The following is a 26,416-nucleotide window of genomic DNA, read 5'->3' on the forward strand; positions in this document are numbered from 1 at the left end:
CGGCGGAGCGAACCATTTGGAATTGATCAATATTCAACCCATAGCGCCTGCAAATCCCCCGATGATGCTTTCAAACTGATCATTAGGCAGGCGCGGTTCGCACGACGGACGAGCAGACATCGAGGCCAGGAAACTCCCCGATGGCCTTCTCCTGCGGTTTGCTGTCATGAGACAGAAGTTCGAGGATAAAGGACCGGCAGACCGGCACGCGTCGCGCTCGCACCGGCGAAGCGGCGAACATCATCCGCACTGAGGCGCCCCACCTGCGGATAGTGCCAGAGGCGCTGTGGATTCAGGTGCGAGAACGCTACGCCGAGAACAAATTGGGACCCAACAAGCCCTCCTCCCTCGCTTCCGTCCGCCCCAGGCACCTCCTGAGCGGCAAGATGTCCTGCGGCGTCTGCGGCGAGCCCATGATCCGCAGCGGGGCGGACCAACGCTTCGTTTGCTCCTGGCGGAGGGAGCGCGGCGCGTCGATCTGCAGCAATGGCCGCGGCGCAAAAGGCGCAGAGATCGAGAAGAGGGTGCTGGCAGCGATCAAGACGCGACTTCTGTCGCCCGAACGCGTCGCCCTGGCCGTCGACGAAGCGCGCAAGGCCCTGGAGCACGAATCGCAACGAACGACACAGGAGCGCTCAAACCAGGAAAGCCGCCTGGCGGAAGTTAAGCGACAGGCCAACCGGCTCATCGATCAGGTGGCCGACGGCGTTCTGAGCGGCGCAGCCGTAAAGGAAAGGCTGACCGCCCTGGAGGAGGAGCGAGCAGCGCTTGAGACTCAGCTCGCGCAGACAGACAAAAAGCCTGTGATCGCCCTTCATCCGCGACTGGCGGATCAGTATCGACAGGTCGTCGCCTCGCTGGAGGACGCCCTGCATCGTAGCGACAGCGAGGCGTCGGCTGAAATCAGGAACCTTGTGCGCCGGCTGACCGAAACCGTCGCGGTGTCGCCGCTGTCGGAACGCGGCAAGTTTGCGCTGATGATGAAAGGCAAAATCGCCGCCCTGGTGAACCAGGACGGCGATGATACTGCAGTATTGGGTGTAGGAGCAGGATTTGGCGCTACTTCTCACCTACAATACGCTTCATGACGCAGCTGTCTCGACGGCGCTCAAAGCCCGCAACGCGCCAGGAACGGTCATTGGCCTCATCGCCGAAAGCTCACATTCTGCGTTTCAAGCCATCATCGCCCTCGCGTGAAGAAGTCGACAGGGACGGTCAGGGTGATGCGTTCGCCCGGCGTCTCGGCGGGCGGTGTGGGCAGGGGTTGGGCGCGCTGTAGCAAGGCCAGGGCTTCGCGATCCAGGGCGGGATGACCCGAACTGCGTTCCAGTTTGGAGGAAAGCACCCTACCCTGACGGTCCATGATGAAATTGACATAGGCCACCCCCTGAAGGCGCCGTGCGCGCGCTTCGGCCGGATAGCGTTTGCGACTTTCCAGATGAGCCAGAATTCGGCCTTCCCATGTCTGGGCGGCAGAGGATGCAGAGGCGGCGGGCGGAGCGTCACGGCTGGGCGGCGCCATGGCTTCTGTTGACGGTTGGGTCTGGGCCGCGCTCTCAATGCGAGGCGTCGTTTGGGGCGCCGTCAGCGGTTCGACGTCAACTGCGGCGGCGACCTGAAGGCGAGGTTGTATCCGAGGCTTGGGAGAAGACTGCTGGGCAACCGCCTCGGCCTGCATCGGACCGGACGGGCGCTCGGACAGCGGGCGCGGCGGCGCCTGGAAGCGCACCAGCTCAACCTCAAACACCTGCTCAGGCGGCAGGACCACGGGCGGACGCGCAGCCCATAGCCCGCCCGCCACGACCAGAGGCGTAACGTGCAGCAAGACCGAGGCCGCAACGCCCACGCCCCACCGCCGCCGGCGACGAGATCGGGCGCCGCTTCGAACCTCGGCGCCGCAGGGCGCTGCAGCAGTCGTCAGGTCAAACGCCATCCTGGCCTCCCGGCGACGGGCGTGAAGCAACGAAGACCGCGCAGGCCGTCATAGCGACCGCCACCGTCAGACCCAGCCAGAGACCGGGTCGAACCACCAGCCAGAACAGACCAAAACCAACCGCCATACCCAGGCAGGCGGCGATCTTGGCCCGGCGCGGCACAGCGCCCTCGGCTCGCCATGCGCGCAGGGTCGGCCCGAACCGAGGGTGGTTCAGAAGCCAGGCCTCCAGCCGTGGCGACGATCGCGTAAAGCAGGCGGCGGCCAGGATCAGGAAGATGGTCGTCGGCATCAGCGGAACGAAAGCTCCGATGAAGCCCAGCCCGACAAACATCAGGCCAAGAGCCAGCCACCCCGCTCGCATGGGTCGCCAGCGCCCCGGCATGGTCGTGACCTCAGCCAAGCGCGGCATTGGCCAGGGACTGAACGCGCGCGAAAGCGGCGTTGGCGCCGGCGACGGCGCGATCCTCCTCTTGCGCAGACAGTTTGGCGGCGTCCAGCGCTGCGGTGAAGGCGCGCCAGTGAGCCGCCGGTCCATCGCCGGACGGGGCCAGATGCCGGGCGCCGTGGTCGTCGGACAGCCCCAGCTTGGCGGCCTCCTTGCGCAGCAGCGCCGCGCCGAGGTTCGAACCTTCTGCCACGTAGAGCCAGCCCAGCGCCGTGGCTGCGTCCACCGGCTGACCGGGCTGGAACACCGGCGGCGTCTCGACCGGCGGCGTCGCCCGTCCCAGATCCGCCAGATCAGCCGCGATAAGACCCAGGCGACGACGCTCGGCCAGCCCCGGCAACAATGCAATCAGGCCTGCGTCGTCATAGAGGGCGTCGATGTCGCGGTGAAACGTCCACTGCACCCCGGCGAACCGGCCATACCCCTCAAGGCTGTCGAAAGACGACGCCTCCATGATCGACTTGTCCAGCCGGTCATGAACCTCATGCGTCAGGGCCTTCAGCCGCTTGGACCGGGGCAGATCAATCGTATCGGTCATGGATTAAACTCCTACTGGGGTGCGGGTCAGAAGCGGTAGCTGAGGCCGATGCGGACCGTGTGCAGATCCGCGTCTGAACGGACCTTGCGGCCCTCGACGATGTTGATGGTGCCGGGGCCGGATTTGGAGACGCGCACACGCTCTCCGGTCACAGGGTCGCGGACAAAGCCATCGAACGAATAGGCCAGACCCACGCCAGCGCGTGCATCCTCATATTCAAACGTCTCGCGCCCGAAGTTGGCGTAGTTGTATTCGGCGCGCAGCGACCAGCGGTCGTTGAGGGCCCGCTCGGCCCCAACGCCCAGCACGGCGCCGGTTCGGACATGGCGGTCCTGCTCGGTGAAATAGTGTTCGAGTGGCAGGCCGCCGGGCGAATAGCTGCTGATGCCGAAATCAGTTCGGCTTGTGGGCGGCGTCGAGCGGTACTGGCGACGAGTCTGGGTTTCGTTCATCCAGCCCACGCCTGCGGTCCCGTAGACCAGGTTCTGCCCGAACGCGTAGCCCAGCTTGCCGTGCAGCGTGACCAGCCGATCCCATTTGTATCGGGTGTCCGATTCCAGGATGCCCGCCGCACGAAGGGACGCGACGCTGGGGCTTTCGCCCGAAGTGGATGAGACAACCACCCCGGACCAGGCCGCCAGATCGCCCGTCGATATGTCGCTGCCCACACCCACGACGACATTGTTGGCGAACTGGTAGTTATAGCCCGCGCGCACGCCGCCGATGAAGTTACGGATCTTCTCGTCAACGCGGCTGCCGTTGTCGATATCAGCGGGATTGCCGGCCGTATCGGTCACGCTGCCCTGGGTGCGGCCGGAGCCGTAGCCGAAGTCCAGTCCGACATAGGGGCCGGTCCAGTCGACAGTCTCGGCATCGCCTGCATCGTTGAACCAGTCGCCGATCGACAGGCCGCCGCGCGAGCCGAAGGTCTGGGACAGGCCGATGCGGAATGTGCGGCCGGGCGCCGGAATGAAGCCCAGACTCATCGGCTCCGTATAATAACGGTCCGTCAGATTATCGACGCTCCAGTTGATCGACAGGCCGTCATCCACCTTGAAGCTGCCGGTCAGGTCGACCAGCGTATAGGGATGCCATTCGACAGCGGTGATCAGGGGCAGATAGCCGGTTGTCGGCTTCTCGGCGCCGATGGAGCGTTCGCCCATGTAGGTCACGCGAGCGCCGATCGTCGCCCGATCATTCAAGAACTTCTGATTGACCGACAGATTGGCCGACCAGTCGGGCGGGATGTAGTTGGTGGCGTAGTCCGAGGCCAGCGAACTGGCGATGCAGCTTTCGCCCGGACGACAGAAGCGGATGCTGTCGTAATAGGTGACCCCGGCCTCCAGGCTGAAACCGCCCGACTTGTAGCTGAGATTGCCTTCCAGCCCCCGGAACTGCGCCCGGTCGATGTTGTACATCTGCATCGAGCCGAGCTGCAGGATGTAGCGACGCGAAATATAGCTATCGATGTCGTTGTCGAACCAGACCAGCTTCAGCCCCAGCTCGTCGTCAGGCTTCAGAACATCATAGCGGATGTAGTTGGCGCCGATCTCCCAATTGCTCGCCGTTTCCTTATGCAGATCGGGATTGGCCACCATGAAGAAATTGGTGGTCGCCTCCAGCAGCGAAGGCAGACGGGCCGCGTGCTTGTAGTTGGCGAACAACTGCAGACCGTCCAACGGCGTCGCCACCGCGCCGAGCGACCAGTTGAAGGCGTCCTCGTCGCGCTTCAGGCGGGCGCCGTGGTGGACCGTGCCGGACTGGCGATCTTCCAGCGTGTAGTTCTGATATCGCACGCCTGCGGTCAGGCGCAGCCATGACGTCGGATCCAGCGCCGTATCCGCGAACAGGCTGTACTCGCTGCGGACGCCTTCACGTCCCGGCGGAATGGCCGTTCCAGCGGCCCATTCCCCGTCAGGCCCCGCCTTCTCATGCAGATAGGAGGCGCCGTAGTCCGCAGAGAGCTGGCCGAGCGGTGTCACCAGCCTCAAAGCATTGCCGACGTCCACGCCCCAGCTGTCGACATAACGGCGCGCCGGATCGGAGTTGTAGAATGAAGGCGCGCTTTCCTTCAGCCTGGATACCCAGCCGTTCAGCTTCAGATCAATCAGGTCGCTGTCCGGGTTCCAGCGGTGCCGGGCGGTGAAGCGATCCAGGTCCGTCTTGGAGAAGATCGTGTTCTGGAACACCGCCCCCGTCGTGCTGGCGAGCGTCCCCGGATAGTTCTCACCGAACGTGCTGCGATAGCCGCCATAGCCCAGCTCAAGCACATGGTCCTGAGCCGGACGGATCACGGCCTTCAGCAGCATGGATTCTGTCTCGCTGGAGGTGTTGTAAACTTCTTCGCCGCCTACGAACGGCGTTGAGCCGTGCATGTCGTAGAAGGCGACCGCGCGTTCGCAGAGCTGGCGCAGCACGGTCTCGTTCGTGCCTGCCGCGCAGAAAGGCGAAGGCGTCCCGGTCGCCTTGGGCGCGTATTTGCCGCTCGCGCCGGCAAAATAGTTGCCAGTGTTGCGGTAGGAATAGCCTGCAAGCAGGTCCACCCTGTCGCTCTTGCGCGCCAACACCAGGCTGGCCGAACCGCCGCCGGGCAGCAGGAAGCCCGGCCTTTCACGGCCGCGCGTCGCGGCAAGCGGATCGCCGTAGAAGCTGAGCGGCTCAAGGATGTTTCGCGTCATGTTCGAGTTGGGCGTCGTGTTGTTGCCCGACAGGGACGCCATCAACCGGATCCCCATGACGTCGCCCTCGGGCACGATGTCATCGACGCCGAGGGTCTTCATCGAAACCGATCCGCCGATCCCGCCCGCGATCGCATTGCCCATCGAAGGGCCCTTCTCGATGGCGATATGGCTGATGAAATCCGGGTCGACGAAGCTGCGGTTGCTGGTCCCCTGATAGCCGCGATAGACGGTCGTTCCGTTGATCGCCCCATCAACCGTTACCGGCACCCGGCCCTGGCCCTGCATGCCGCGAATATTGACGTCCAGGCCGCCGCTGCTACGCGCCTCGCCTGAAATAATGCCGGTGGCCCCGCGCAGCATGTCGGCCGGAGCCTGCGCCGGATAGGCTTCCAGCTGGTCGCGGTTGATCACGCTGACCGATCCCGGCGTCACATAGACGGAATCGCCCGCTCCATCCCAGCCCGCAGCGCGCCCGTTGCCGGCTCCAGATCCGGTGTCGGCGCCTCCGCCCTCGACCCGCACCGCGCCGAGTTGGATTATGCCCGGCTGCGCCTGTGGCGCGCGCTCGAGGGTGACGACGTTCCCGCTGATGCGATAGGTCAGACCGGTGCCGACCAGCAAACGGCCAAGGGCCTCTCGGGGGGTCATGACGCCTGCCGCCGATGCAGAAGCACGACCGCTCGCCAGGGTTGCGGGCACGCTGACCTGCAGGTTCGCCTGACGGCCGAAGACCGCCAACGCAGAGGACAGCGACTGGGCCGGAATATCGAAGCTGCGCTGTTCATCGCGCGCTTGGGCCGCAACAGGATCGGTCCATACCAAGCCGGAGATCGTCGTCGTCGCCAGCAATGCGCTCATCCACAGCGCGCGCCGCCTGGCTTGGCCCCCATCGGTCATCATCAATCGTCCTTCCGTCAAAACCACTCAATGAGGGACGCGACCGACATATTTGCAAACGCGATGCAAATGCAGATGCCCTCACCTCATATCGACGGGCGAGACGAGAGTTTTTTCGCCAAATAATGAGCCGAGATCACAGCGACGGCATGATTTTGCTTAGTTTACAGACAGTTGCCGGACGAAAAATCTTTCGGGACCACTCAGCCGTCAGACAGTATCAGCAGCCAGGGCGTGATCTGGGTGACGCGGCCGCCATGGGCCTTGGTCAAGGCGCCCATGGCCCCGGCCGTATCCTGCAAATCATAGATGCCCGTGACGCGCCGCCCGGCAAGCGCGCCGGGGCGCACCAGAATTATGCCGCGATGCCAGGGACGCAACGCGTCCACGACTTCGCTCACTGACCGATCCTGGACCGCAAGCCGTCCGTCACGCCAGGCCCCGATCAGTTCGAGCGGCGCCGTCCCGCGCAAGGCCTTCCCTGCTGGATCGACTGAGACATTCTGACCGGCGACGAGCCGTTCCGAGATGGTGCGGCCGGTCCTTGCGTCGTCGACCCGGACAATCCCGTGTCCAACCGCGACGCGGGTGGCGCCGTCGGTCAGCCCGACCTCGAAAGCCGTTCCGATGTCGGTCGTCTCGACATTGCGTGCGGTGACCCGAAATGGCCTTGGGTCATCCTGCACATCGAACCATGCCTGGCCTCGAAGCAGGCCTATCCGCCGCTCCGCCGAGGAATAGTCGATGCTGACGGCGGAGCCTGGCGACAGGCTGATGTGGCTTCCATCCGCCAGCGTCATCGTGCGCAGTTCGCCGGTCCCGGCGATCGCGTCGGCCTGCCAACGCAGAACGGCTTCGGGCGCGGCGAGGACAACGACGAGCGCCGCCGCGACCGCAGACAGGGCTGCCGCCATAGGCGCCCGGCCCTTGCCTGGGGCTCGTCGGCCCTCGGCTCTCATTCCATACGCCGGCCGGGGTCTACGTGCGCCAGGGATCGAAGAGATCGGAGCGGCTTCGCGCCTTTCGCCTAACCTTGCCCAGTGCTTGGAATGAAGCGGGCTGGCCTCGCCTATCCCGGCATAGATCCGGGCGCTCTCTTCCCAGGCCCTGGCCCTGACCGGGGCTGCGGCGCGCCATTGATCGAAACGCGCCCGCGTCTCCAGATCCTCCGGCGCCTCCCGCAGGGCAATGATCCAGTCCAGAGCTTCAGCGTCGGCGCGCATCCGGTCCGAGTCAGAAGCTTCAGTCATCCCAGTCTCCTCCCCCGGCTCGCGTCAAACAGATGTCCCTGTCGCCCGGACTTCACGGGCGCCCCTTGATATTGACTGTCTAGCCGTCGCTTTTTTCGGATAATCCGCCCAGGCATCAATACGGGTCACCGCAGCCGCGAACGGCAGTGGGCGATGCCTGTCACGACCAGTTCATGCGCGACCGTAACGGACACGCCCAGCTCGACGGCGATCTCCCGCAGCTTCGCTCCCCCGAACCGGTGCATTTCAACCGCGATCCGGACGCGTTCGGGCAACTCGGCAAGGGCGGCCTCCAGACGCATCAATTCATTTCGCGAAAGGACGACCTGTTCCGGCGTGGGCTGGACGGCGGCCATTTCGTCGAGAGCGGCCTGACCATCAGGAGCAAAAACCTCGCCGTCCCGTCGCGACCGCCATAGCCGATCTATCGCCAGATTGCGGACGATCCGCGAAAGATAGCCGCCCGGGCTCGCCAGATGCTGCTTCCTGGCCATCTCGCCAAGGCGCAGATAGGCTTCCTGCACCACGTCTTCCGCATGATCCCGGTTACCCGTGATCCGACTCGCATAGCGAATAAGGTTGCGGCGCTGCTCTTCAAACTCTGCGTATTGAAGCTTGGTCCGCCCCACCTGAATCGCCTTGCGTGCGGCGCCCTTCTCCAGGGCGACGCCTAAACCGACACCCGCCACAATTGCGAATGATTTGCAATCGATAGACGTCAAGCTGGGCCAGTGCAAGGGCTTGCCACATCGCCCGCCAGCACCGGACGATGTGCGACGCTGTAGAATGCTGACCTTCAGATCAGAGACCGGTTTCCTATGTCGCGGAAGCGCCAGTGGAGGCCCTTGGCTTCATGGCCCAAACCCGACGCTGGGCGCCCCTCTGCGTCTCAGGGCGGCAAAGCCTTTCTGAGACTGACCGTCAGCCCTTCATCGGGTCCCAGAAGCGGTTTCGGTGGCGACGCCTCGGTCAAACCCAGCATGTTCGCCGCAGCATACATAAGTCGAAAACTTCCGTGCACGCGGAACAGATCCCACAAACCGACGAAGGAGGGTCGCATCGGTCCGCTTCCTCGCGATTGCCTCTGACAGCCGCTGCCGCGAGCGCAGCGGCCTGTTCTGGAAATAGCCCGTCTGCCACGCTGTACCTGCAGTCGGCGCTGGCCAGCAGCGCTGCCTTGCCGCCCCAGTCGCCGCTGTAGCCGATGGACGGGCCCGGCGCCGCCTGTGGGAAAGCCGCCAGGTCGACGGCGATGTCGCCGGGCGCAATGACCTCGCCTTCGCGACGTCATTCGTTTTCATGACCCTGCCAAGCTTTCTATACGTCGATTTAGTATTTCTACATTAGAGCCGCTGCTCCTCCATGCCTTATTGCGCGCCCAATTGTGACATTTATTGCGGTACAGCATCCCCATGATCAGGCCCTCCCTGACCGTTCTCGCCTTTCTTTCGGCCGCAGGCGCGTGCGGCGCCGCACAAGCCCGAAGCGATGAAAATCTAACAGATCAGGCCCAGGTTGCGGCGGCTCATTCGGTCGCGGACGTCGTGGTGACCGGGTCCAACATCCGCCGCGCCAACACCGAAGGCTTCAACCCGGTGCAGGTGATCGGGCGCGAGGAGCTGGAAAGCTCGGGCAAGTCGACGACGGCGGACCTGTTGCGCTCGATCTCGGCCAATACCGGCAACGGCTCGAACGAGACGCAGAACAGCGGCTGGTCGTCCGGCGCGGCGGGCATCGGCCTGCGCGGTCTGTCGCAGAAGAACACCCTGGTGCTGCTGAACGGACGCCGCGTGGCCAACTACGGCTTCCCCGGCGGCGGCCTGTCGGACACCTTCGTCAATCTGAACGCCCTGCCGATGGTGGCGACCCAGCGGCTGGAGGTGCTGAAGGACGGCGCCTCGGCCGTCTACGGCTCGGACGCGGTTGCGGGCGTGACCAACATCATCACCCGCCAGAATTTCCAGGGCCTGGAGTTCGGCGCCAGCTACGGTCTCGCCGATCAGGGCGGGCTGGAGACCTCGACCGCCAAACTGGTCGCGGGCCACGGCGATCTGGAGACGGACGGCTACAACATCCTGCTGTCGCTGGAAGCGTACACCCGCAACCGGCTGGATCAGGACCAGCGCGATCTGACCAGGTCGGGCATCTACACTGACCTGCCCGGCGGCCGCTGGAACGGCTGGTCGGCCAAGGGGGCGCGCTTCCTGGTCGACGGCAAATCCGTGCCCTTACTCAACGCCCAGGGCCAGTGCCCCGAGGGCATGGTGCTGACCGCCAGCGCCCCGATCGACGGCCTGTCCGGCGACACCTGCGCCATCAATCTGGCGCCGCACACGACCCTGATCCCCTCGACCGACCGCTATCAGGCCTATCTGTTCGGGACCAAGCGCCTGACGCCGCAGATCGAGGCCTTCGGCGAGGTGCTCTATTCCTATGTCGAGGGGGCGTCCTTGTTCGGCTCCAGCCCCTTCTTCACCCTGGAAGGCGGGCGGTTCGCGCTGAACGCCGAGACCGGGCTGGCCGAGCCGGTGTCGAACCTGCTGCCCGCCAATAATCCCTACAATCCTTACGGCGTCGCCACGCCGATCGAATACACCTTCTTCGACTTGGGCCGGACGCTGAAGACCAATGAGTCCAAGTCTTATCGCGCCCTCGCTGGGGTGCGCGGTCGTCATGACCGCTTCGACTGGGAAGCCGCCGTCTTCGCCTCAGGCAGCGACGAGCGCGAGACGGTGTCGGGCGGCTTCGCTCATCGCTGGAACCTGGCCGACGCCCTGGCTGACGGCACGCTGAACCTGCACGATCCGGCCGCCACGCCGCAGGCCGTGCTGGACGGCATCCGCCTGTCGACCCTGCGTCCGGCGGAGTCGCGCCTCTATGGGGCCGATTTCAAGATCTCGGGCGAGCTGTTCAACCTGCCCGCCGGTCAGGTCGGCTACGCGGCCGGGGTCGAGTTCCGCCATGAGAGCCTGGTCTCCAGCAATCCGTGGCAGATCGACGCCGGGCTGCAGATCCGCCCCGCCATCGCCGCGGTCGACGGCGAGCGTGACGTCTGGGCCGCCTATGCCGAATTCAACATCCCCGTCCTGAGCAATCTGGACATCCAGGTCGCCGCACGAGCCGACGAATACAGCGACTTCGGCAGCGCCTTCTCGCCCAAGGCGGGCGTGCGGTGGAAGCCGCTGGAGTGGCTGGCGCTGCGGGCTTCGGCCTCACGCGGGTTCCGCGCGCCGTCGCTGTCGGAGAACTCGGCCTCGACCATGATCTCCTACGGCTCGGTCATCGACCCCTATGATCCCGACCTGCCCAACTCGCGCCAGAGCCCGACCTTCTTCACCGTCGGCAACACCGATCTGGAGCCGGAAAAGACCCGTTCCTACAATCTGGGCGTCGTCTTCACCCCGACACGCGATACGGCGCTGAGCATCGACTGGTATCAGATCAAGCTCGACAACCTGATCGGCACGGGCAACACCACCGCCATCGTCCAGAGCAACGACCCCGCCGACGTCGTCCGCGACGAACGCGGCAAACTGCAGGCGGTCTATAATCGCTACCGCAACCTGACAGCGCTGGAGACGTCGGGCTTCGACGTGGACTTCAGCCAGCGCTGGCGCACCGAGGGATGGGGGACGTTCACCGTCTCCAGCGCCTATACGCACCTGCTGGAATACAAGCGACCGAACGCGGCGGGCGGGCCGCTGCTGGACTACGCGGGGTCGAACCGGGGCGCGACCCTGCCGGCGCACAAGGCGACGACGCGGCTGGCCTGGAACCGCGACGTCTTCGACGCCAACCTGACCTGGTACTACACCTCGGGTTATGATCAGGTTCCGGAAGTCGGGGGACAATCGCGTGTGGACGCCTATCACCAGTTCGATCTGTATGCGGCGTGGTCCGGGCTGGAGCGCGTGACGCTCTACGCCAAGATCGAGAACCTGCTGGATGAAGCGCCGCCGCACGACGCCTCCTTCCCCGGCGTGCGCGCGCCCTATGACTTCGGCCAGTACGATCTGCGCGGGCGCTACTTCCGCGTCGGCTTCGACGTCCGCTTCTGATCCCTTTTTCGCATCGAGACCTGACACCATGAGCGTTCAACACGCCCGTTCATCCCTCCGTCGCATCCTGACCGGCGGCGCAACGGCGGCGGTCCTGCTGGGCGGCGTCGCCCTGACGGCGCCCGCCCCGGCCCTGGCCCAGAGCGCCTATTTCTTCCCACAGGCGGCGGCGGGGGATTTCGACCCCGCCATCCCAACACCCGAAGCCTTCCTCGGCTATCCGATCGGAACCCACTACACCCGCCACGACCGCATCGTGGACTATCTGCGCGAACTGGCCCGCCTGTCGGACCGGGTGACGGTCGAGGAGATCGGCCGGTCCTACGAAGAACGGCCCCTGCTGTCCGTGGTCATCACCTCGGGCGCCAATCAGGGTCGGATCGACCAGATCCAGCGCGCCCATATCGCGGCGGGCGATCCCGGCGGCCCGGCGGCGGGCGCCGACGCCCCGGTCGTCGTCGGCCTGTTCTACAGCGTCCACGGCAATGAGACCTCCAGCGGCGAGGCGGCCCTGCTGACCGCCTATTATCTGGCCGCCGGGCGCTCGCCCGAGGTGCTGGACTGGCTGGACAGGGCCGTGGTCGTCATCGACCCGGCCCAGAACCCCGACGGCCGCGACCGCGCCGCCAACTGGCACAACGCCTGGAAAAACCAGCCCGCCGTCTCGGACCCGCTGGACAAGGAACACGTCGAGGCCTGGCCCGCCGGGCGCACCAACCATTATTTCACCGACCTGAACCGCGATTGGCTGGCGGTGACGCAGAAAGAGACGCGCGCCAAGCTGGAGGCCTTCCACCGCTGGCGCCCCAACATCCAGATCGACTTCCACGAGATGGGCGCGGGCAGCACCTATTATTTCGAGCCCTCGCCCGCCAGCATGGAAAGTCCGCTGCTGCCGCGCGCCAGCTATGAGTGGAACGTGACGCTGGCCAGGTATCACGCCCAGGCGCTGGATAGCCTCGGCTCGCTCTATTACACGCGCGAAGTCTTCGACAACTTCTCGCCGGTCTACGGCTCGACCTATCCCGATTTCCACGGCGGGGTCGGGGTGACGGTCGAACAGGCCAGTTCGCGCGGCCTGGTGCAGGACACGGCCAACGGCCCGCTGACCTTCCCATTCACCATCCGCAACCAGACCAATGTCGGCCTCGCCACCATCCGCGGCGCCGTCGCCGAGCGCGCCGGGCTGCAAGCCTTCCAGCGCGACTTCTTCCGTTCGGCCGTCGAACAGGGGCGGCGCCATTCCAGCCAGGCCTTCGTCTTCGGCGACGCGGCCGATCCGGGCCTGACGCGCCAGGCGCTGGACCTGCTGCTGGCCCACCACATCCAGGTCCACCCCCTGACCGAGCGGGTGACGCAGAACGGCCGCGCCTATGAGCCGGGCAGCGCCTATGTCGTGCCCTCGGCCCAGCCGCAGTTCCGCCTGGTCCACTCCATCTTCGACCGGACGCCCCCGACCAAGGGCAGCGTCTACGGCAGCACCTCCTATTCGGTCGCCCTGGCCTATGGGCTGAAGAGCGACGGCCTGCGCCGCGTCCCCGCCCACGGGTCCGCCGTGACCGAAGCGCCCGTCGCAACCGGCGGCGTCAGCGGGCCTCAGGACGCCTACGCCTATGTCGTCGACTGGCGCGATCTGAACGCCCCGCGCGTTCTGGCGGCCCTGCTGCGTCAGGACGTGCGCGTTCGCGCCGCGTTCGAGCCGCTGACCGCGCGGACGGCGGCGGGCGACAGCGCCTTCGGGCGCGGCTCCCTGGTCGTGACCACGGCGGGGCAATCGCTGGACGCCGCCGCCCTGCGCGCCGCCGTCGACACGGCCGCACGCGAGGCGGGCGTGGTCGCCCACGCCGTCTCGACCGGCCAGAGCGTCGCCGGCGTCGATCTAGGCAGCGACAACGTGAAAGTCGTGCGTGCGCCGCGCATCGCCCTGGTCATGGGCGAGGGCGTCAACGCCACCGAAATCGGTTCGACCTGGTTCGCCCTCAGCGAGCGGCTTAACTACCCGGCGACGCGGCTGGATCCGTCCCAGTTGAGCCGCGTGCCGCTGGGAAGCTATGACAGCATCGTCCTGTCCGGAGGGCGCTACGACAACCTGGGCCAGCCGACAGTCGACGCCCTGAAGGCCTGGGTGAGCGCGGGCGGGTCCCTGGTGGTGTTCGGCAACGCCGCGCGCTGGGCCGCCGCCAACGACCTAGCCCCGCAGGCCGCCTCAGAAGACGAGAAGGCTGAGGTCGAGCGTCGCGACTACGCCGACCGCGGCGCCATCCAGGGCGAACAACGGACGGCGGGCAACGCCCTGTCGGCCGACGCCGACATCAGCCATCCCCTGGCCTTCGGCCTGTCGCGCCGCGACCTGTTCGTGAACAAGGAGACCGACGTCGTCCTGGCCCCCGTGGCCGATCCCTTCGCCAACGTGGTGCGGATCGAGACCGACCCGCAGGTCAACGGCTACCTGCCCGAAGCCCTGCGCGCCCGCTCGGCCGGTTCGGTCTGGGCTCAGGTGAACCCGGTCGGCGCGGGCAATGTCGTCCTGTTCGCGGACGATCCGGCTCACCGCAAATATTGGCTCGGTACGGAGCGTCTGCTGATCAACGCCCTGTTCCTGTCCAATCACCTAGCCCCAGCGGGCCGCCGCTGAACTGCGTAAGCCAGCGAGGATTTCGAGTCACCTGGTTCAAAGTCCTTGCTGGCCCACGCTCCCTCACGAACCCTCGCATTGCAGGTCAAAAATGCGCCAGTGGCGGTCATTACCGCCTCGCCAAGAAGGCGACATTCAGCGATCATGAGGAATGTGAGCTTCTCGGCTTGGCGACAAAGTCCTGAACTGACCCTTAGCCGACAAAACGCTGCCAGAGCCACATCGCTAGCAGGACGACAGGAACCACAAATAACAATCGGTTCACTCGGATGTCCCAGCGCACGGTCGGCACCTGATGGGGAGGATATTGGAGCGGCCACAGCCTTTTTTCGATGGCCTCGACCAAAATATCTGGGGTGACCGGTATGCGCTGCACACGCCTGTAGGGGGGCGCGAAGAAAAGTCCGCCGAAGTTCGTGCCCTCCTCGCGATGGTGGAAGTACCAGCGATAGTTTTCGCCATCGATCCCAAACCGCGCCCCGAAGCTGTCCATGAAATCGGATGCATCGTCTCCCTCGATGCCAAACCGCTCAAACAGATCTGTGTCACCGCTAGCGGGAAGCTTCTCGTCCCAGTACTCCTCGAACCATTCAGCAAGACGAAAACGTGCATCACTCATGCACCCTTGCTACGCCAATGCTGCGCGATGGGAAAGCGCACTAAAGTCCGTTTACCACCCATAGGAGACAATGACCGGGCCCGCGTTCAGGCCCGGTCACGAATCACAAATCTATCTGTTCTGACATTTCCAGTGGTGCTCGTCGTAAAGGTAAAGGCTCGCTGAGAAGACATTCGGTCTGTGTCGCTTAGCCTAGCAAATGCCTTTCTTGGCCTACTCGGACGATATAAGTACATCGCAGGCGCTTCACGTTACTAACGTTGAGACAGAGAGTAATCTAAGCGTTGTCTTACATCCTCTAAGCGGACAACAAATAGACTCAAGACACCAATCCCGACCTGCGCGGCAACCAACTGGTCATTGCGATCCATGCTGGTCGACGGAAGTGCAAAAGCACTACCGGAGACGCCTTTTTCAGGCCATTCCACAACTATGATGCTGACGCATACTGCAGCGCGTTCAGGGCCCGCTCAATTCGACTAGCCAATGAGATCTACCGTCGCTAGGTACGCAACTTGAATGTGATTGCCGTCCATATCGAGGCAGATAACCTCACCCTCGATACTGCCGATCACACTCTCATGAGTTTTGCTCGGGACGCCGGCTTCCTTCTCAAGGACCTCGGCCGCATCGTGCTGGGCGGCCAGACCAATGCCCCTCGCCCTGCTTGAAACGTTCATAGCTCGCAGTGATTCGGTTTTTGAGCCCCGCGAAAATCACCGCCGCGGCTGCGATTTTTCTACCCCGGGATATCCACCCAAGTGATTCCGATATGGTTCCGGAGCCATTGCTCGAGGGTTGCGCCAAACAGCAGAAAACTCCACGACTGGAGGCCATGGGGTTTCTGTAGATCAGAGCCTCACGTCCGGGTGTGAGGTAATGCTGGGTGCGGGAGCCCGCTCCACCTGCCATAGCATCAATGCCACCATCGACATTTCTGCCTAGAAGAAGACAGAGCCCAGCCCGCGCGATTGGCGCTTAGATACTCGCCAAACGAGAGCAGTTTTTTGTTAACATTACTGTGATCAGCACACCCAAAGCTTGACCGTTTCATCCTCTCAGAAATCATGGTTTCTGAAATGGGAGGGCGAAATGATCGGTCGGACAACATTCCTGGGGGCTGCCGTGCTGGCAGCCATAACGGCAAGCGTTTCTGCGCAGCAGACGCAGACCTACGCCTATGACGTGCATGGTCGCCTGACCGGCGCGTCACCCGTACGACAGGCTCTGCGGCCCAGACGACGACCTATGCTCTCGATAAGGCCAATAACCGCACGAGCCGAACGACGGGAGCCTCGACGACGACCTTCATGGACCCGACCCAAGTCCAATCGGTCGATCCCCGAGAGGCGTCGGCAGAGTTAGAGGTAGAAGCTCCCACTCACCCTGAGACTGGAACCCCTTCGACCTCCCCCGATGCTTTGGGAGGCGTACAATGAAGTCCACGCTCAAACTCGCCCTGCTAGCGAGCAGCGCCCTTTTCGCGTCTTCGGCCTGGGCTCAGCAGCAACCTACTCCGCCCGAGCATTACACGCTCGACGCCAACGGCGTGGATCTGGTGACGGGCCAGTTCGCTTATCAGGTTAATGACATCGTGATCGGCGATCCGACCCAGGGCGGGCTTGTCCACGGCCGTATCTGGACCAACGGCGGCTGGCGCGACACCCTAGCAGGGACGGTGCGCGTCGTCGGATCAGTCTATACTGTGTCCCTGGGCGGTGTCTCTGAAGTCTTCACGAAATCTGGCTCTACCTTCATCCCGGCCTCTAACCGGAGAGCGACGCTGATTGAGTCGGGCGGCATATTGACCCTAACGACCTCGGACTGAACGAAGGCTGAGTATACTACCGGGTATAGTAGTTACACATCACCTTACGCCGCAACCAATGGCATGCTCAGAAGCGTTAAACGCCCTAGTGGGGAGCTTCTGACCTATCACTGGAATGGCGCGACCTATTGCACCTTTCGTGATCGCATCGTTGGCCCCGACGAAAGTCTTCCGCCCTGCCTGCGATGGGCAAGCGTGGTGCGTCTGGAAGCTGTCAGCAATAACTTCGGCTATCAGATCAACTTCCGATATGCCGCCGACGACGTCCCAGAGACGGCTAAAGAAGCGTGGCGATTTGATCGCCGTGCCCTGCCTGAGACTGATGATGCTGACGGGGCGCACCAACGGGCGCTATGGCGCGGTCGTCATCGTGGGCTGCTTCACCCTGTTCGGCGCCGTCAGCATCGTCGCCGGCATCAGAGTTAATTTTGTCTGCTACGTCGAAACCACGGCGTCTCTGGATGGGGGACCGATCAAGCTTAGATTAAGTAAATCGTAACAATGTTACGTGAGGTGCAGCCTCACCTCCGACACGCCCCGGCTCCTGTCGGTCCGCGACAACTGCACATAGACGTCGATGGTCGATCTCACGTAGTGGACCACATCCTCCCGCCGCAGCCGCGTCCCGCCCTGTAGGACGAGCAGCGCGATCTGCTCGACCACCCGTTCGGGCGTATCGGCATGGACCGTCGTCATTGAGCCGGGGTGGCCGGTGTTGACGGCGCGCAGGAAGGTGTAGGCCTCCGGGCCGCGCAGTTCGCCCAGGATGATGCGGTCCGGCCGCATGCGAAGGGAGGCGTTGAGAAGATCTTCAGCCGAGACGGCGGCCTCGCCCAGGGCGCTGCGGGCGGCCAGCAGACCCATCGCATTGGGATGGCGCAGGTGCAGCTCGGGCGTGTCCTCGATGAAGATCAGCCGCTCTTCCTCGGGGATTTCGCGGATCAGGGCGTTGAGGAAGGTGGTCTTTCCGGTCGAGGTTCCGCCGGAGACGAGGATGTTGCGACGCCCGCGAACGGCAGCCGAGAGAAGGCCCGAGATATCGCCCGCGTCCAGCTTCGCCTGGAGCTCGGCGTCGAGGACGGCGCGCGGCGAGGCGCCGCCGTTGCCGAGGGAGGCGAAGGCCCCCGAGGCGGCGTAGTCGGACAGCGCCATGTCCGCGGCCACCTGTTTGCGGATGGCGAAGGCGACGCCGCCGCGCGTGGCGGGCGGGGCGACGACCTGCACGCGCTCGCCGCCCGGCAAGGTCGCCGACAAAATGGGATGCTCCCGGCTGACGCCCTGATGGGTGAAAGCCGCGATTTGTCGGGCGAGACGCATCAACAGGGCGTCCGTCAGCGCTGGAGCGACGTGGCGCTCGAGGCCTCCGCCGAGGCTCTCGGCCCAGAGCTCGCCGGGCACGTTGACGTAGATGTCGGTGACGTCCGGCCGCGCCAGAATATCGGCGAACGGCGCCAGATAGCTGCGCAGATAGACCTGGCCTTCGGCGGGCGCGGCCTTCATCGTGCGTCGCCGCCCGGGAACTCCAGGTCCCGCGCCACGAAGACGCTGACGCGCGCGCCGGCGTCCACGCGCAAGGTCGGCTGGATGTTGGTCGGGGCGACCGTCGAACCGCCGCCTTGCGTCGATCCGGGCAGGGCGACGATGACGGAGGCATCGCCGCTGAGGCTGCGGCTGGCGGCGGCCACGCCGATGTTGAGGGTGGTCTGCAGCAGGGCGGAGCCGAACCGCTGCAGGAAATGGGTATCGACGCGCCCGCGCACGCCGGCCCGTCCCTGGGCGTCGGCGACCGGCGAGGCGATGGAGATGGAGACGCCGTCCGGGCGAACGAGACGCGTCCATTGCACCAGGGCGCGGTTCTGACCGGCGGTGAGATCGGCCTGATACTCGCCGAAAAGGCGCGAACCGCGCGGGATCAGGACGCGGCTGCCGTCGAAGCCGCGCACGTCGCTCGAGACGATCGCGCGCGCGAAACCGGGACGGGTGGAATCCAGCGCGGTCTCCAGCACGGCCGGGATCAGCGTACCCTGGGCGACCGTGGACGAACGCCGGGTCAGGCGAGAAGTCTGGACGGCGCCGGTCTCGCGAACAGCGCCGCCGTTGGTCGGCCCGTCTTCAGCGCCCGTATCGCCGCGAGGGGACGAGGTGGTGTCGATCACCAGAGCCGAGGCCCCCGATGAGGACGCTTGCATCTGAGGCGGCGCCTGGGACGGCTGCGGCTCATTCAGCCAGGGCGGCGGCGCATAGTTGGGCGGCGGGGGTTGCGGTGCGAAGGGCGATTGCGGCGGCGGAGGTTGTAGCGGGACCTGAGCCATAGGCGCCGCGCCGCCGGCGTCTTGCATAGCGGGCGGCTCGGGCGGCGGAGGCGGGCCTGGCGTTTCAGGAGGGATGTAGAGGGGCGGCAGCGCCTGGGACGGACCGGCGACGCCTGCCGCCGCCAGCGTCGTCGTCGGGGCCGTGCGGGCGCGCCGCTGGCCGTCGAGAAGGTTGAACAGCAGGACCGCGCCCAAGGCCACCCCGCCGGCCGCCAGCCAGACCGTCATCGGCCCTTGCCGTCCGGCGACGACCGGGCGGATATCGGCTTCGGGCGACGCCGCAGGCCGAGGATCGCGGGCGTTCATCGTCATCGCGACGTCCTCACGCGCAGGCGCTCGGCGCGGGCGCTCTGGCGCTCCAGACGGAACAACAGGGCGGGATGGACGGCGTCGACCACGTAACGGCCGTCGCGCATATGGCCGTCCAGCAGGATTTCATCGCCGCGTTCGTCGATGGCGAAGACGACCGGCAGGGTCTGGCGCGGCCGCCATTCGATATAGGTGCGCAGGCCGTCGTCGCTGATCGCGGCGGGCCGCAACGCCCGCGCGCCGCTGAGACGATAGCGGCCGATGCCGGGCTGGGGGTCGGGCCGCTCGGCGTCGGCGCGCTTGGCCGGCGCGAAGCGGACGGTGAAGGGGGCGTCGGGAGCGGGCCCATAGGCCGATGACAGTTCGAAATTATAGACCCGGGCGTCGGTGATGACCGTCATATTGGTGGCGGCCCCGGTGCGCAGGGACTTCAGGAAGAGGGCGTCGCCGCGCTTGTTCAAAGTGATCTGCCAGGCTTCGGCGTCCCCGACGGCGACGTTCTCCACCCGCTCGGCCGGATCGAAGACGACGGTGAGCTGATAGTTGGCGGCGACTGTGAGCGGCACCACCTGGTCGGCCTGATAGACCAGGGTGCGCACACGCGGATCAGCCGCGGTGTCCGGCGGCGTCTCGGCCAGGGCGGGTGTGGCGCACAGAAGGGCGGCGGCGAAGAGCAGAGGCTTCATTCGACGCCTCCGGCTTCGACGGCTTCCGCCTCGACGAAGCCCTCGTCGGGCGACTGGACGATGCGCGCGGGCGCGGCGGGCGGCGTCGGCGCCAGAGTCTCGGGGTCCTTGCGGTACTTCGTGACCTGGAAGCCGAGCGGATTGACGTAGCGGTCCTCCACCGACATGGGCTCGCCGGAGAAGCCGTATTCGATGACCGCGATCCAGGCCTGTGGATTGCGTTCCGCCCCGCCTTCATCGCGGCGCGCGGTTTCGAAACGCACCAGGGCCGAGCGGGCGTCCAGCGGTGAGACGCTCTTCACCCGGGTCTCGACGACGGTCGTGCGCCCGTACTGGACCAGCGGACCGTCGAGGTTGGAGGGTTGCATCAGGGCCAGGTAGTCGGTGCGCGCCTGGCCGGCGGACCACAGGCCGATCTTGCGATAGTCCGTCTGCAGGGTCGCAATGTCGAAACCCTCGCGGCCGATGACGTACTGCACCAGCATGGACTGGACGAGCGCCTTGTCGGGCGTGATCTGCGCCTGATCCAGCGGTTTGAGCGCCTCGACGAAACCCGTCGTGCGATCGACCAGCAGGGTGTAGGGCTCGACCGTCTTCAGCGGCGCCAGCAGCATCAGGGCGAAGCCCTCCACCACGGCTACGGCCACGGCCGCGCCGGCCACGATCCAGGCGACCCGACGAGACTTGCGCAGGCTGTCGGCCCGATCGGAGGCCCAGCTTCCGGCTTCGCGGTAATAGGCGTCGAGCGCCTCTCTGGCGGGCTTTTTCATGAGCGACGGTCTCTCAGGGCGGCTCCGACCGATTTTCTCGGGCGGGCGCGGCGCAGGGCCTGGCCATAGGCGGCGTGGGCCGGCGCGGGGTCTTGTCCGCCGGGACGGGCGGTCGAGGACGGCGAACCGCCGGTGGCCGCGTTGCCTCGGGCGAAGATCAGCCGTTCGCGGCGCTGGGCGGCGCTCATGGCATCGGCCACGGCGGCGGCGCGAGGCGAACCGAGGCGCGGCGCCGATGGGGCAGCGGCAAGCGAGAGCGGAACGGCGTCGGCATGGGCCGGCGCTGTTGCGGTCGCTCTTCCTGGCGTCGCTTCACGCCATGGCGTCGGCAGATGAAGCGTGAAGGCGAGGCGCAGCAAAATGGCGAGCGCGCCGCCGAGCGCCAGGAAGAAGCCGAGGCTCATGACCAACAGTTCGATCGGGGCCGATGGCGTCAGGGCGTTGGCCTGGCGCATTTGCAGCACCTGGGCCAGCCAGGGCTCCAGCAGGGCCAGCTGGACCCCGAACAGCAGGGTCACGGCGACCGAGGCCAGCAGGGTGAACACAAGGGCTCGCACCCAGCCGACGAAGACGCCGCGTGCGACGTCGAACAGCAGCAGCCCGGCGAACAGCGGCGCCAGCGCCAGCAGCAACCCGGCCGTCAGACGCACGGCGGCGAAGGCGGCCACGGCGCCGGAAAGGAACAGCACCCGGCCCCAGCCCAGCGCCGGGTTGTCGGCGATCGGGGTGCGCTGCGGCGGCTCATTGGGATTGGCGGGCGGCAGGGTCGCCAGCTCGTCGCGGCCGGTGCCGTAGTTGGTCAGGCGGATGATGGCCGCATCCGCCGCCTGCAGCCGCTGGATCAGGTCGCCTTGCGCGCCCGGCAGGCCGGCGGGGCGGCCGACCGCAGCGCTCAGCTGGGCGGGGCCTTCGACGACGACGTCGTAGACGATCGTCTTATAGGCGGGCCAGCTCATGGCCAGGGTCAGGACCACGCCGATCTTGACCGCCGCCATGACGCCGTCGCGCACCGTCGGCGTTCGCCCCATCATCATGGCCAGGCCGAACAGGGCGACGAAGATCGTCAGCAGGGCCGTCACGACCTGGATCGTCGGGGAGGCGGGATCGGCCAGCGCTTGGTAGCCGCCGGTCCCGATCGCCTGCGCCTGGCAATCGATGTGACGCAGCAGGGTCGACAGGAAGGCGTCGCCGGTCGAAAGGCGCGGACAGCTCGCCATGGTCACGCCTGTTCCAGCAAGGGCGCCATCCAGGCGTTCGGATCGTCGCCGGCGGAGGCGCGCAGTTCGTCGAGCAGGCGCACGGTTCGCTCGCGCCCGGATAGAACGGTCAGGATGTCCTTCTCGCCCGACAGGTCCAGGCGGGCCACGACGCTTTCGCCGCCGCGCTTGATCAGGAAGCAGTGGGCGCTGTCCGGCAGGGTGCGGATCAGGTCGAACTCATGCGGGGTCAGGCCGAAGCCCTGCACATAGTCTTCGGCCCGCGCCCTGGCGTTGACCATGAAGATCTGGGTGGCGGCCTGTTCGACGATGGCGCTGGCGATCCGGCTTTCCAGGGCGTCCTGGGCGCTCTGGGTGGCGAAACCGACGATGCCGTTGCGCTTGCGGATGGTCTTCTCCCAGTCCTTGATGCGCCGCACGAAGACCTCGTCGTCCAGGGCCTTCCAGCCCTCGTCGACGACGATGATGGCGGGGGAGCCGTCCAGCCGTTCCTCGACGCGGTGGAAGAGGTACATCATGGCCGGGGTGCGCACCGCCGGGTCGTCCAGCAACACCGTCATGTCGAAGCCGACGGTGCGAGCCGTCAGGTCGGTCAGATCGGTGGGATTGTCGAACAGCCACGCCCGCTCGCCGTCGCCCCACCAGGGCCGGAGCCGCGACCACAGGTCCCCGGCCTGCGGACGCCGGTCGCCCCGGAAGAGCTCGGCTAGGTAGCGCAGACGCCGATGCTCCAGCGGCTGGTCGAAGTTGGCGCTGACGGCGTCGCGGATACGTTCCATGTCCGTCACGTCCCCCCCGCCGACGAGTTGGGCAAGCCAGTCGACCAGGAAGCCGCGATTAGCGGGCGTATCCTCCAGCTGAAGCGGATTAAGGCCCGAGGCCTGGCCCGGCCGCAGCAGGTCGTAACGTCCGCCTATGGCGCGGATGAACAGTTCCGCCCCGCGATCCTTGTCGAAGAAGATGATGCGCGGATCCAGCTTGCGCGCCTGGGCCAGCAGGAAGTTGAGCACAACCGTCTTGCCCGAGCCCGACGGACCGATGACGGTGAAGTTGCCCAGGTCCCCCTGGTGGAAGTTGAAGAAGTACGGCCCCGCCGCCGTGGTCTCCAGCAGGGTGACGGCGTCGCCCCAGTGGGCGCCGCTCGCCTGTCCGGTCGGGAAGTTGTGGATGCTGGCCAGGCCGGCGAAATTGCTGGTCGAGACCAGGCCGCGCCGGGCGATGTATTTGAAGTTGGCGGGGAACTGGGCCCAGAAGGCCGGCTCCAGCGCGATCTCCTCGCGCACTGCCACCACCCCCATGTCGGCCATGGCGGCCGTGACCTCGGCCACGCCGGCGTCAACGGCGGCGGGGCTGTTGCCGCGCACCGCGATGGTCATGTGGTGCTCGCCGTATCCCGCGCGTCCGGCGGCGACGTCGTCCTTGGCCTGGGCCAGTTCGCCGCGCAGGGAGACGGCCTCGTCCTCGGCGGAGCGCATGCGTCGCAGCGCCAGGTTCATGCGTTCCAGCGCCGCTTGACGTTCCACGAAGGCGAAGGACTGGGTGACGGTCAGCTCGACCGGCAGCCGCATCAGCTCGTCGAACATCCCCGGCGCGCTCCAGGACGGATAGTCCTTGATCGACACTAGGCCGAGGAAGCTGCGCGGAAGGTGCCCCACCGCCGACAGCTCCACCGTCTCCTGGCCGAAGCTGACCCGGCGATAGGGCAGATAGGCGCCCAGGTCCTGATGCGGCAGCAGCACCGGCCGCTGCTCGCCGTTGTAGAGCTCCGACAGGAACTCCAGCGGCTCGGAGCACAGCCCTTGGGCCGTATCATAGACGCCCAGCAGACGCGGCTCATACTCGCCCAGCGCCGCCAGAAGGGCGTCGCGTCCGGCGGCCAACTGGGCCAGTTCATAGTTCTGCGCCGCCTTGGGCTCGGCGCCGGCGCGCGTGAACCAGCTTCGCATCTGATCGGCCAGGCCGAGCCGGCCCTGCAGCGGCCGCCGCACCAAGGTCAGGTAGAGGTCGTTGACGAACAACTGCTTGGCGCCCAGCCGCTCGGCCCAGCGGTCGCCCAGGGTCTGGGAGAAGGCGTCGGGATAGTCGACATCCAGCGCCGGCTCCACGCGGCGGCGCACCATATGGTGATAGAGGGCGAAGCGCGAGGTGCCGACGGCGCGCAGCATGGCGTCGCGCAGGCCCTTGCGATAGTTGAGCTCGCCGGTGTCGGCCGTCTCGAACAACAGGCCGCGCAGGCGGATGACCTGCAGCAGCAGGCCGTCGCGGGTCTCCAGCGTGTGGTCGTCGACATGGCGGGCGTAGGGCAGGTGGCTGCCCGCCGCCTGCTCGCGGCGCACGGTCCGCTCGCCGTGGCTCAGGGACGGTAGGAGTTGCATCGCCAGATCTTGTGGTTGCGCACGCGCGGGCAGCGGCTGACCCGCGTCAGCCACAGGTCGATGATGCGCGGCTCGCGCAGACACAGCAGGACGCCGATCCCGTGGATGATCAGGGCGGCGGGCAGGACCCAGACGGAGCGGAAGATGAGGAACAGCTCCGCCGCGATCACGGCGTTGATGATGAAGTAGTTGTAGGTCACGCCCGCGAACATCTGCGGCCGGGTCAGGGCGGTGAACAGGGGCGTGCGCTCAAGCTCTTCCAAGACGCGGGTCTATCGGATGGCCGAGGCGGTGGACTGGATGCCGGCGACGATGCTGACGGCGCCGAACAGGATGAAGCAACCCAGGATGACAACCGCGCCATAGCGCCAGTTGATGCGCCCGGTCAGCATCATCAGCCCCACGCAGGCCACGGCGATCACTGCCACGACCGTGGCGACCGTGCCCAGCAAGGTACCCTGCAGCCACTGCACCGCTGAGACGATGGGGCCGGATCCGGGAGGGTCGGTGAGAGTGGATTGGGCGTGGGCGGTGATGGGGAGTATTGCAACTAAGCTCGCGCCCACCGCAACCTTAAATTTGGAACAAAATCTTTCGGAAGTCTGGCCCATACTCATCTCATTTTTGATTTTTAGCGTCATGCCAATTTAGAGAGCATTGCTCGTTCGGAAATTGTTCCGTTTCATCTTTTCTGCACTACTGCAAGCCTGAACTTGGATATCCAGGTATTCGCACAAAGAAAGTGCAGAAAGGTATGTAAAATTTATCTATAACGGTCGAGTTATTCATTTTCTATAAAATGTTCCTTTTATCTTTATGGCCGCAACTAAGGCGCATAGAGAACTAAGTAGTATAATAAAAATGGCAGAAGCGTAACTTGGAAGTGTATAATCTAGAGCCGCGGGTGGGCCGGGTATACGTCGAAATGAAATCGCAGTCTGACCCGCCGCAACGGCACCGAGGAACAACCCCGAAAGGAAGATAATTGCAGGCCAAGCCAATGGGGCGGCGGGTAAAGCGCGCTTGGTAAATTCAGAAGCTAGGATTACTACAGATATGGCGATTATAAGCAAAGAAAAAATTTTTAACAGCGGGGGTAAATCGAAAATAATGTCAACTATACTATAGCTGTAGGGAAGTCGATAGTCGATAACCATTAGAGCTAGTAAAGAAGACGCGGAAAAAAATGTATAAAACAGTATATGAATAATGAACTTATGGCGCATTTCCCATCACCTCACCTAGTTTCGACAGTTAACAACAAATCCATCGCTTGGCGTCATGGTAAAAATAGCACGATACCCTTGCCTGACTTGACTCGCATCCGCAGCTGAAAATCCGCCATTGTATGTGTGAACATGGAATATCGCATAATTATCGCGATCAGATCGTTCCACATAAACCGGAAAGCTCAATCGATCACGGCCTGCCACATCTACAAATCGCGACCCAGACCCTGCCGTTAGTCGATACAAGAATCCCTCTTCAAAACCAGTTCTGGCAGAACGATCAAGGGCGTTTTTCAGTGCTTCCTGGATGTCAGGTCTGCGCATCAACGCTTGATAGGGCGCGCAGACTCGTTCTTTCTGAATTTCATGCGGCTCAAAGGACGGTTGTGGGCTTGTGGCTCGAGCCCCGCCACCGCCACTATCAAACGCACCCCCAAAAGATTCGCCCCCATCGCCAAAACTAATGCTGATAGCTGTAGGAAAACTGCCGTTTAGCGCACCACAGTAAGTCTCCCCGCCTAAGGAAGCGATATAAACAGTATGGCAGCCCGGCTTTGGAGATGGAGGTGGAACTCCTGGTGGAGTTGATTGCATGCCGAGAGGGTCGACCTTATTTACCGGATTCGCGCCG

22 protein-coding genes and 1 pseudogene are annotated in these 26,416 nt (G+C 65.0%); 6 read left to right on the forward strand and 17 right to left on the reverse strand.

The features are described from left to right. Positions 1-296 precede the first annotated feature (296 nt). Positions 297-1,088, forward strand: coding sequence for a zinc ribbon domain-containing protein (locus D1604_RS04965; RefSeq protein WP_255413942.1), 792 nt, complete (start codon positions 297-299; stop codon positions 1,086-1,088). 92 nt (positions 1,089-1,180) lie between these two features. On the opposite strand, the gene D1604_RS04970 is transcribed toward D1604_RS04965, so the two are convergent. The 7 genes and pseudogenes from D1604_RS04970 to D1604_RS04995 form a co-directional block, all read right to left on the reverse strand. After that, a complete protein-coding gene (locus tag D1604_RS04970; RefSeq protein WP_147399879.1) occupies positions 1,181-1,933 on the reverse strand; it encodes an energy transducer TonB family protein in 753 nt (250 codons plus the stop codon). Continuing rightward, positions 1,923-2,336, reverse strand: coding sequence for a YbaN family protein (locus tag D1604_RS04975; RefSeq protein WP_199683691.1), 414 nt, complete (start codon positions 2,334-2,336; stop codon positions 1,923-1,925). Before D1604_RS04975 ends, D1604_RS04970 begins: the two co-directional genes overlap by 11 nt. Further along, the gene (locus D1604_RS04980; protein ID WP_119412470.1) at positions 2,329-2,919 is read right to left on the reverse strand and encodes a biliverdin-producing heme oxygenase; all 591 of its coding nucleotides are present in this window, start codon (positions 2,917-2,919) and stop codon (positions 2,329-2,331) included. Before D1604_RS04980 ends, D1604_RS04975 begins: the two co-directional genes overlap by 8 nt. Before the next feature lie 26 nt (positions 2,920-2,945). Further along, entirely contained in the window at positions 2,946-6,458 is a 3,513-nt protein-coding gene (locus D1604_RS04985; protein ID WP_158584914.1) for a TonB-dependent receptor domain-containing protein, read from the reverse strand. A 242-nt stretch (positions 6,459-6,700) separates the two neighbouring features. Then, positions 6,701-7,411: a FecR family protein gene (locus D1604_RS04990; protein WP_233551900.1), complete on the reverse strand. Its 711-nt coding sequence runs from the start codon at positions 7,409-7,411 to the stop codon at positions 6,701-6,703. A 183-nt stretch (positions 7,412-7,594) separates the two neighbouring features. Beyond that, positions 7,595-7,747: pseudogene (locus tag D1604_RS16070) on the reverse strand (DUF4880 domain-containing protein); the annotation flags it as partial. Positions 7,748-7,872: 125 nt separating this feature from the next. Further along, entirely contained in the window at positions 7,873-8,469 is a 597-nt protein-coding gene (locus D1604_RS04995; protein WP_199683695.1) for a sigma-70 family RNA polymerase sigma factor, read from the reverse strand. Between the two features lie 825 nt (positions 8,470-9,294). Between D1604_RS04995 and D1604_RS05000 the strand changes: the two genes are divergently transcribed. Together D1604_RS05000 and D1604_RS05005 are read left to right on the forward strand one after the other, a co-directional pair. Continuing rightward, a complete protein-coding gene (locus tag D1604_RS05000) occupies positions 9,295-11,805 on the forward strand; it encodes a TonB-dependent receptor (RefSeq protein WP_233551903.1) in 2,511 nt (836 codons plus the stop codon). Between the two features lie 28 nt (positions 11,806-11,833). Then, complete coding sequence (locus D1604_RS05005; protein WP_119412474.1) at positions 11,834-14,440, forward strand: M14 family zinc carboxypeptidase; 2,607 nt, start codon at positions 11,834-11,836, stop codon at positions 14,438-14,440. A 193-nt stretch (positions 14,441-14,633) separates the two neighbouring features. On the opposite strand, the gene D1604_RS05010 is transcribed toward D1604_RS05005, so the two are convergent. After that, on the reverse strand, positions 14,634-15,059 hold the full coding sequence (locus tag D1604_RS05010) for a DUF1493 family protein (RefSeq protein ID WP_119412475.1): 426 nt from the start codon (positions 15,057-15,059) through the stop codon (positions 14,634-14,636). Between the two features lie 515 nt (positions 15,060-15,574). Between D1604_RS05010 and D1604_RS15720 the strand changes: the two genes are divergently transcribed. The 3 genes from D1604_RS15720 to D1604_RS05025 all read left to right on the forward strand — a co-directional run bounded on the left by D1604_RS15720 (position 15,575) and on the right by D1604_RS05025 (position 17,386). Then, positions 15,575-15,730 (forward strand): hypothetical protein, encoded by a 156-nt coding sequence (locus D1604_RS15720; protein ID WP_158584915.1) that lies wholly within the window; start codon positions 15,575-15,577, stop codon positions 15,728-15,730. Between the two features lie 764 nt (positions 15,731-16,494). Then, a complete protein-coding gene (locus tag D1604_RS05020) occupies positions 16,495-16,887 on the forward strand; it encodes a hypothetical protein (protein ID WP_119412477.1) in 393 nt (130 codons plus the stop codon). 295 nt (positions 16,888-17,182) lie between these two features. After that, positions 17,183-17,386 carry a hypothetical protein gene (locus D1604_RS05025; RefSeq protein ID WP_119412478.1) on the forward strand — a complete coding sequence of 68 codons (204 nt, stop codon included), beginning with the start codon at positions 17,183-17,185 and terminating at the stop codon, positions 17,384-17,386. Between the two features lie 5 nt (positions 17,387-17,391). On the opposite strand, the gene virB11 is transcribed toward D1604_RS05025, so the two are convergent. From virB11 to D1604_RS15885, 9 genes are all read right to left on the reverse strand, one after another. Next, positions 17,392-18,387, reverse strand: a complete 996-nt coding sequence (gene virB11 / locus D1604_RS05030) for a P-type DNA transfer ATPase VirB11 (RefSeq protein WP_119412479.1) — start codon at positions 18,385-18,387, stop codon at positions 17,392-17,394. Further along, the gene (locus D1604_RS15790) at positions 18,384-19,511 is read right to left on the reverse strand and encodes a TrbI/VirB10 family protein (protein ID WP_199683697.1); all 1,128 of its coding nucleotides are present in this window, start codon (positions 19,509-19,511) and stop codon (positions 18,384-18,386) included. The genes virB11 and D1604_RS15790 overlap by 4 nt, the downstream gene beginning before the upstream one ends. Next, a complete protein-coding gene (locus D1604_RS05040) occupies positions 19,508-20,194 on the reverse strand; it encodes a TrbG/VirB9 family P-type conjugative transfer protein (RefSeq protein ID WP_119412480.1) in 687 nt (228 codons plus the stop codon). Before D1604_RS05040 ends, D1604_RS15790 begins: the two co-directional genes overlap by 4 nt. Then, positions 20,191-20,964: a virB8 family protein gene (locus D1604_RS05045; protein WP_119412481.1), complete on the reverse strand. Its 774-nt coding sequence runs from the start codon at positions 20,962-20,964 to the stop codon at positions 20,191-20,193. The genes D1604_RS05040 and D1604_RS05045 overlap by 4 nt, the downstream gene beginning before the upstream one ends. Next, positions 20,961-22,181: a type IV secretion system protein gene (locus D1604_RS05050; RefSeq protein ID WP_119412482.1), complete on the reverse strand. Its 1,221-nt coding sequence runs from the start codon at positions 22,179-22,181 to the stop codon at positions 20,961-20,963. Before D1604_RS05050 ends, D1604_RS05045 begins: the two co-directional genes overlap by 4 nt. Before the next feature lie 2 nt (positions 22,182-22,183). Then, the gene (locus tag D1604_RS05055) at positions 22,184-24,556 is read right to left on the reverse strand and encodes a VirB4 family type IV secretion/conjugal transfer ATPase (RefSeq protein WP_119412483.1); all 2,373 of its coding nucleotides are present in this window, start codon (positions 24,554-24,556) and stop codon (positions 22,184-22,186) included. Next, positions 24,535-24,819, reverse strand: a complete 285-nt coding sequence (locus D1604_RS05060; protein ID WP_119412484.1) for a type IV secretion system protein VirB3 — start codon at positions 24,817-24,819, stop codon at positions 24,535-24,537. The genes D1604_RS05055 and D1604_RS05060 overlap by 22 nt, the downstream gene beginning before the upstream one ends. A gap of 9 nt (positions 24,820-24,828) precedes the next feature. Beyond that, positions 24,829-25,197 (reverse strand): TrbC/VirB2 family protein, encoded by a 369-nt coding sequence (locus D1604_RS05065; protein WP_306460721.1) that lies wholly within the window; start codon positions 25,195-25,197, stop codon positions 24,829-24,831. Positions 25,198-25,797: 600 nt separating this feature from the next. Then, positions 25,798-26,416, reverse strand: a 619-nt coding sequence (locus D1604_RS15885) for a hypothetical protein (protein ID WP_233551904.1), incomplete at its 5' end; no start/stop codon positions are given.

The sequence above is a fragment of the Brevundimonas sp. LPMIX5 genome (assembly GCF_003576505.1).
Classification (GTDB): Bacteria; Pseudomonadota; Alphaproteobacteria; order Caulobacterales; family Caulobacteraceae; genus Brevundimonas; species Brevundimonas naejangsanensis.

What these genes read in the sequence shown, in the direction of transcription:
- D1604_RS04990 (WP_233551900.1), bottom strand. Translation starts at nt 7,411, where the DNA reads ATGGCGGCAGCCCTGTCTGCGGTCGCGGCGGCGCTCGTCGTTGTCCTC.
- D1604_RS05020 (WP_119412477.1), top strand. Translation starts at nt 16,495, where the DNA reads ATGAAGTCCACGCTCAAACTCGCCCTGCTAGCGAGCAGCGCCCTTTTC.
- D1604_RS05005 (WP_119412474.1), top strand. Translation starts at nt 11,834, where the DNA reads ATGAGCGTTCAACACGCCCGTTCATCCCTCCGTCGCATCCTGACCGGC.
- D1604_RS05045 (WP_119412481.1), bottom strand. Translation starts at nt 20,964, where the DNA reads ATGAAAAAGCCCGCCAGAGAGGCGCTCGACGCCTATTACCGCGAAGCC.
- D1604_RS05055 (WP_119412483.1), bottom strand. Translation starts at nt 24,556, where the DNA reads ATGCAACTCCTACCGTCCCTGAGCCACGGCGAGCGGACCGTGCGCCGC.
- D1604_RS04985 (WP_158584914.1), bottom strand. Translation starts at nt 6,458, where the DNA reads ATGAGCGCATTGCTGGCGACGACGACGATCTCCGGCTTGGTATGGACC.
- D1604_RS05065 (WP_306460721.1), bottom strand. Translation starts at nt 25,197, where the DNA reads ATGACGCTAAAAATCAAAAATGAGATGAGTATGGGCCAGACTTCCGAA.
- virB11 (WP_119412479.1), bottom strand. Translation starts at nt 18,387, where the DNA reads ATGAAGGCCGCGCCCGCCGAAGGCCAGGTCTATCTGCGCAGCTATCTG.
- D1604_RS05040 (WP_119412480.1), bottom strand. Translation starts at nt 20,194, where the DNA reads ATGAAGCCTCTGCTCTTCGCCGCCGCCCTTCTGTGCGCCACACCCGCC.
- D1604_RS05010 (WP_119412475.1), bottom strand. Translation starts at nt 15,059, where the DNA reads ATGAGTGATGCACGTTTTCGTCTTGCTGAATGGTTCGAGGAGTACTGG.
- D1604_RS15790 (WP_199683697.1), bottom strand. Translation starts at nt 19,511, where the DNA reads ATGACGATGAACGCCCGCGATCCTCGGCCTGCGGCGTCGCCCGAAGCC.
- D1604_RS04980 (WP_119412470.1), bottom strand. Translation starts at nt 2,919, where the DNA reads ATGACCGATACGATTGATCTGCCCCGGTCCAAGCGGCTGAAGGCCCTG.
- D1604_RS04970 (WP_147399879.1), bottom strand. Translation starts at nt 1,933, where the DNA reads ATGGCGTTTGACCTGACGACTGCTGCAGCGCCCTGCGGCGCCGAGGTT.
- D1604_RS05050 (WP_119412482.1), bottom strand. Translation starts at nt 22,181, where the DNA reads ATGGCGAGCTGTCCGCGCCTTTCGACCGGCGACGCCTTCCTGTCGACC.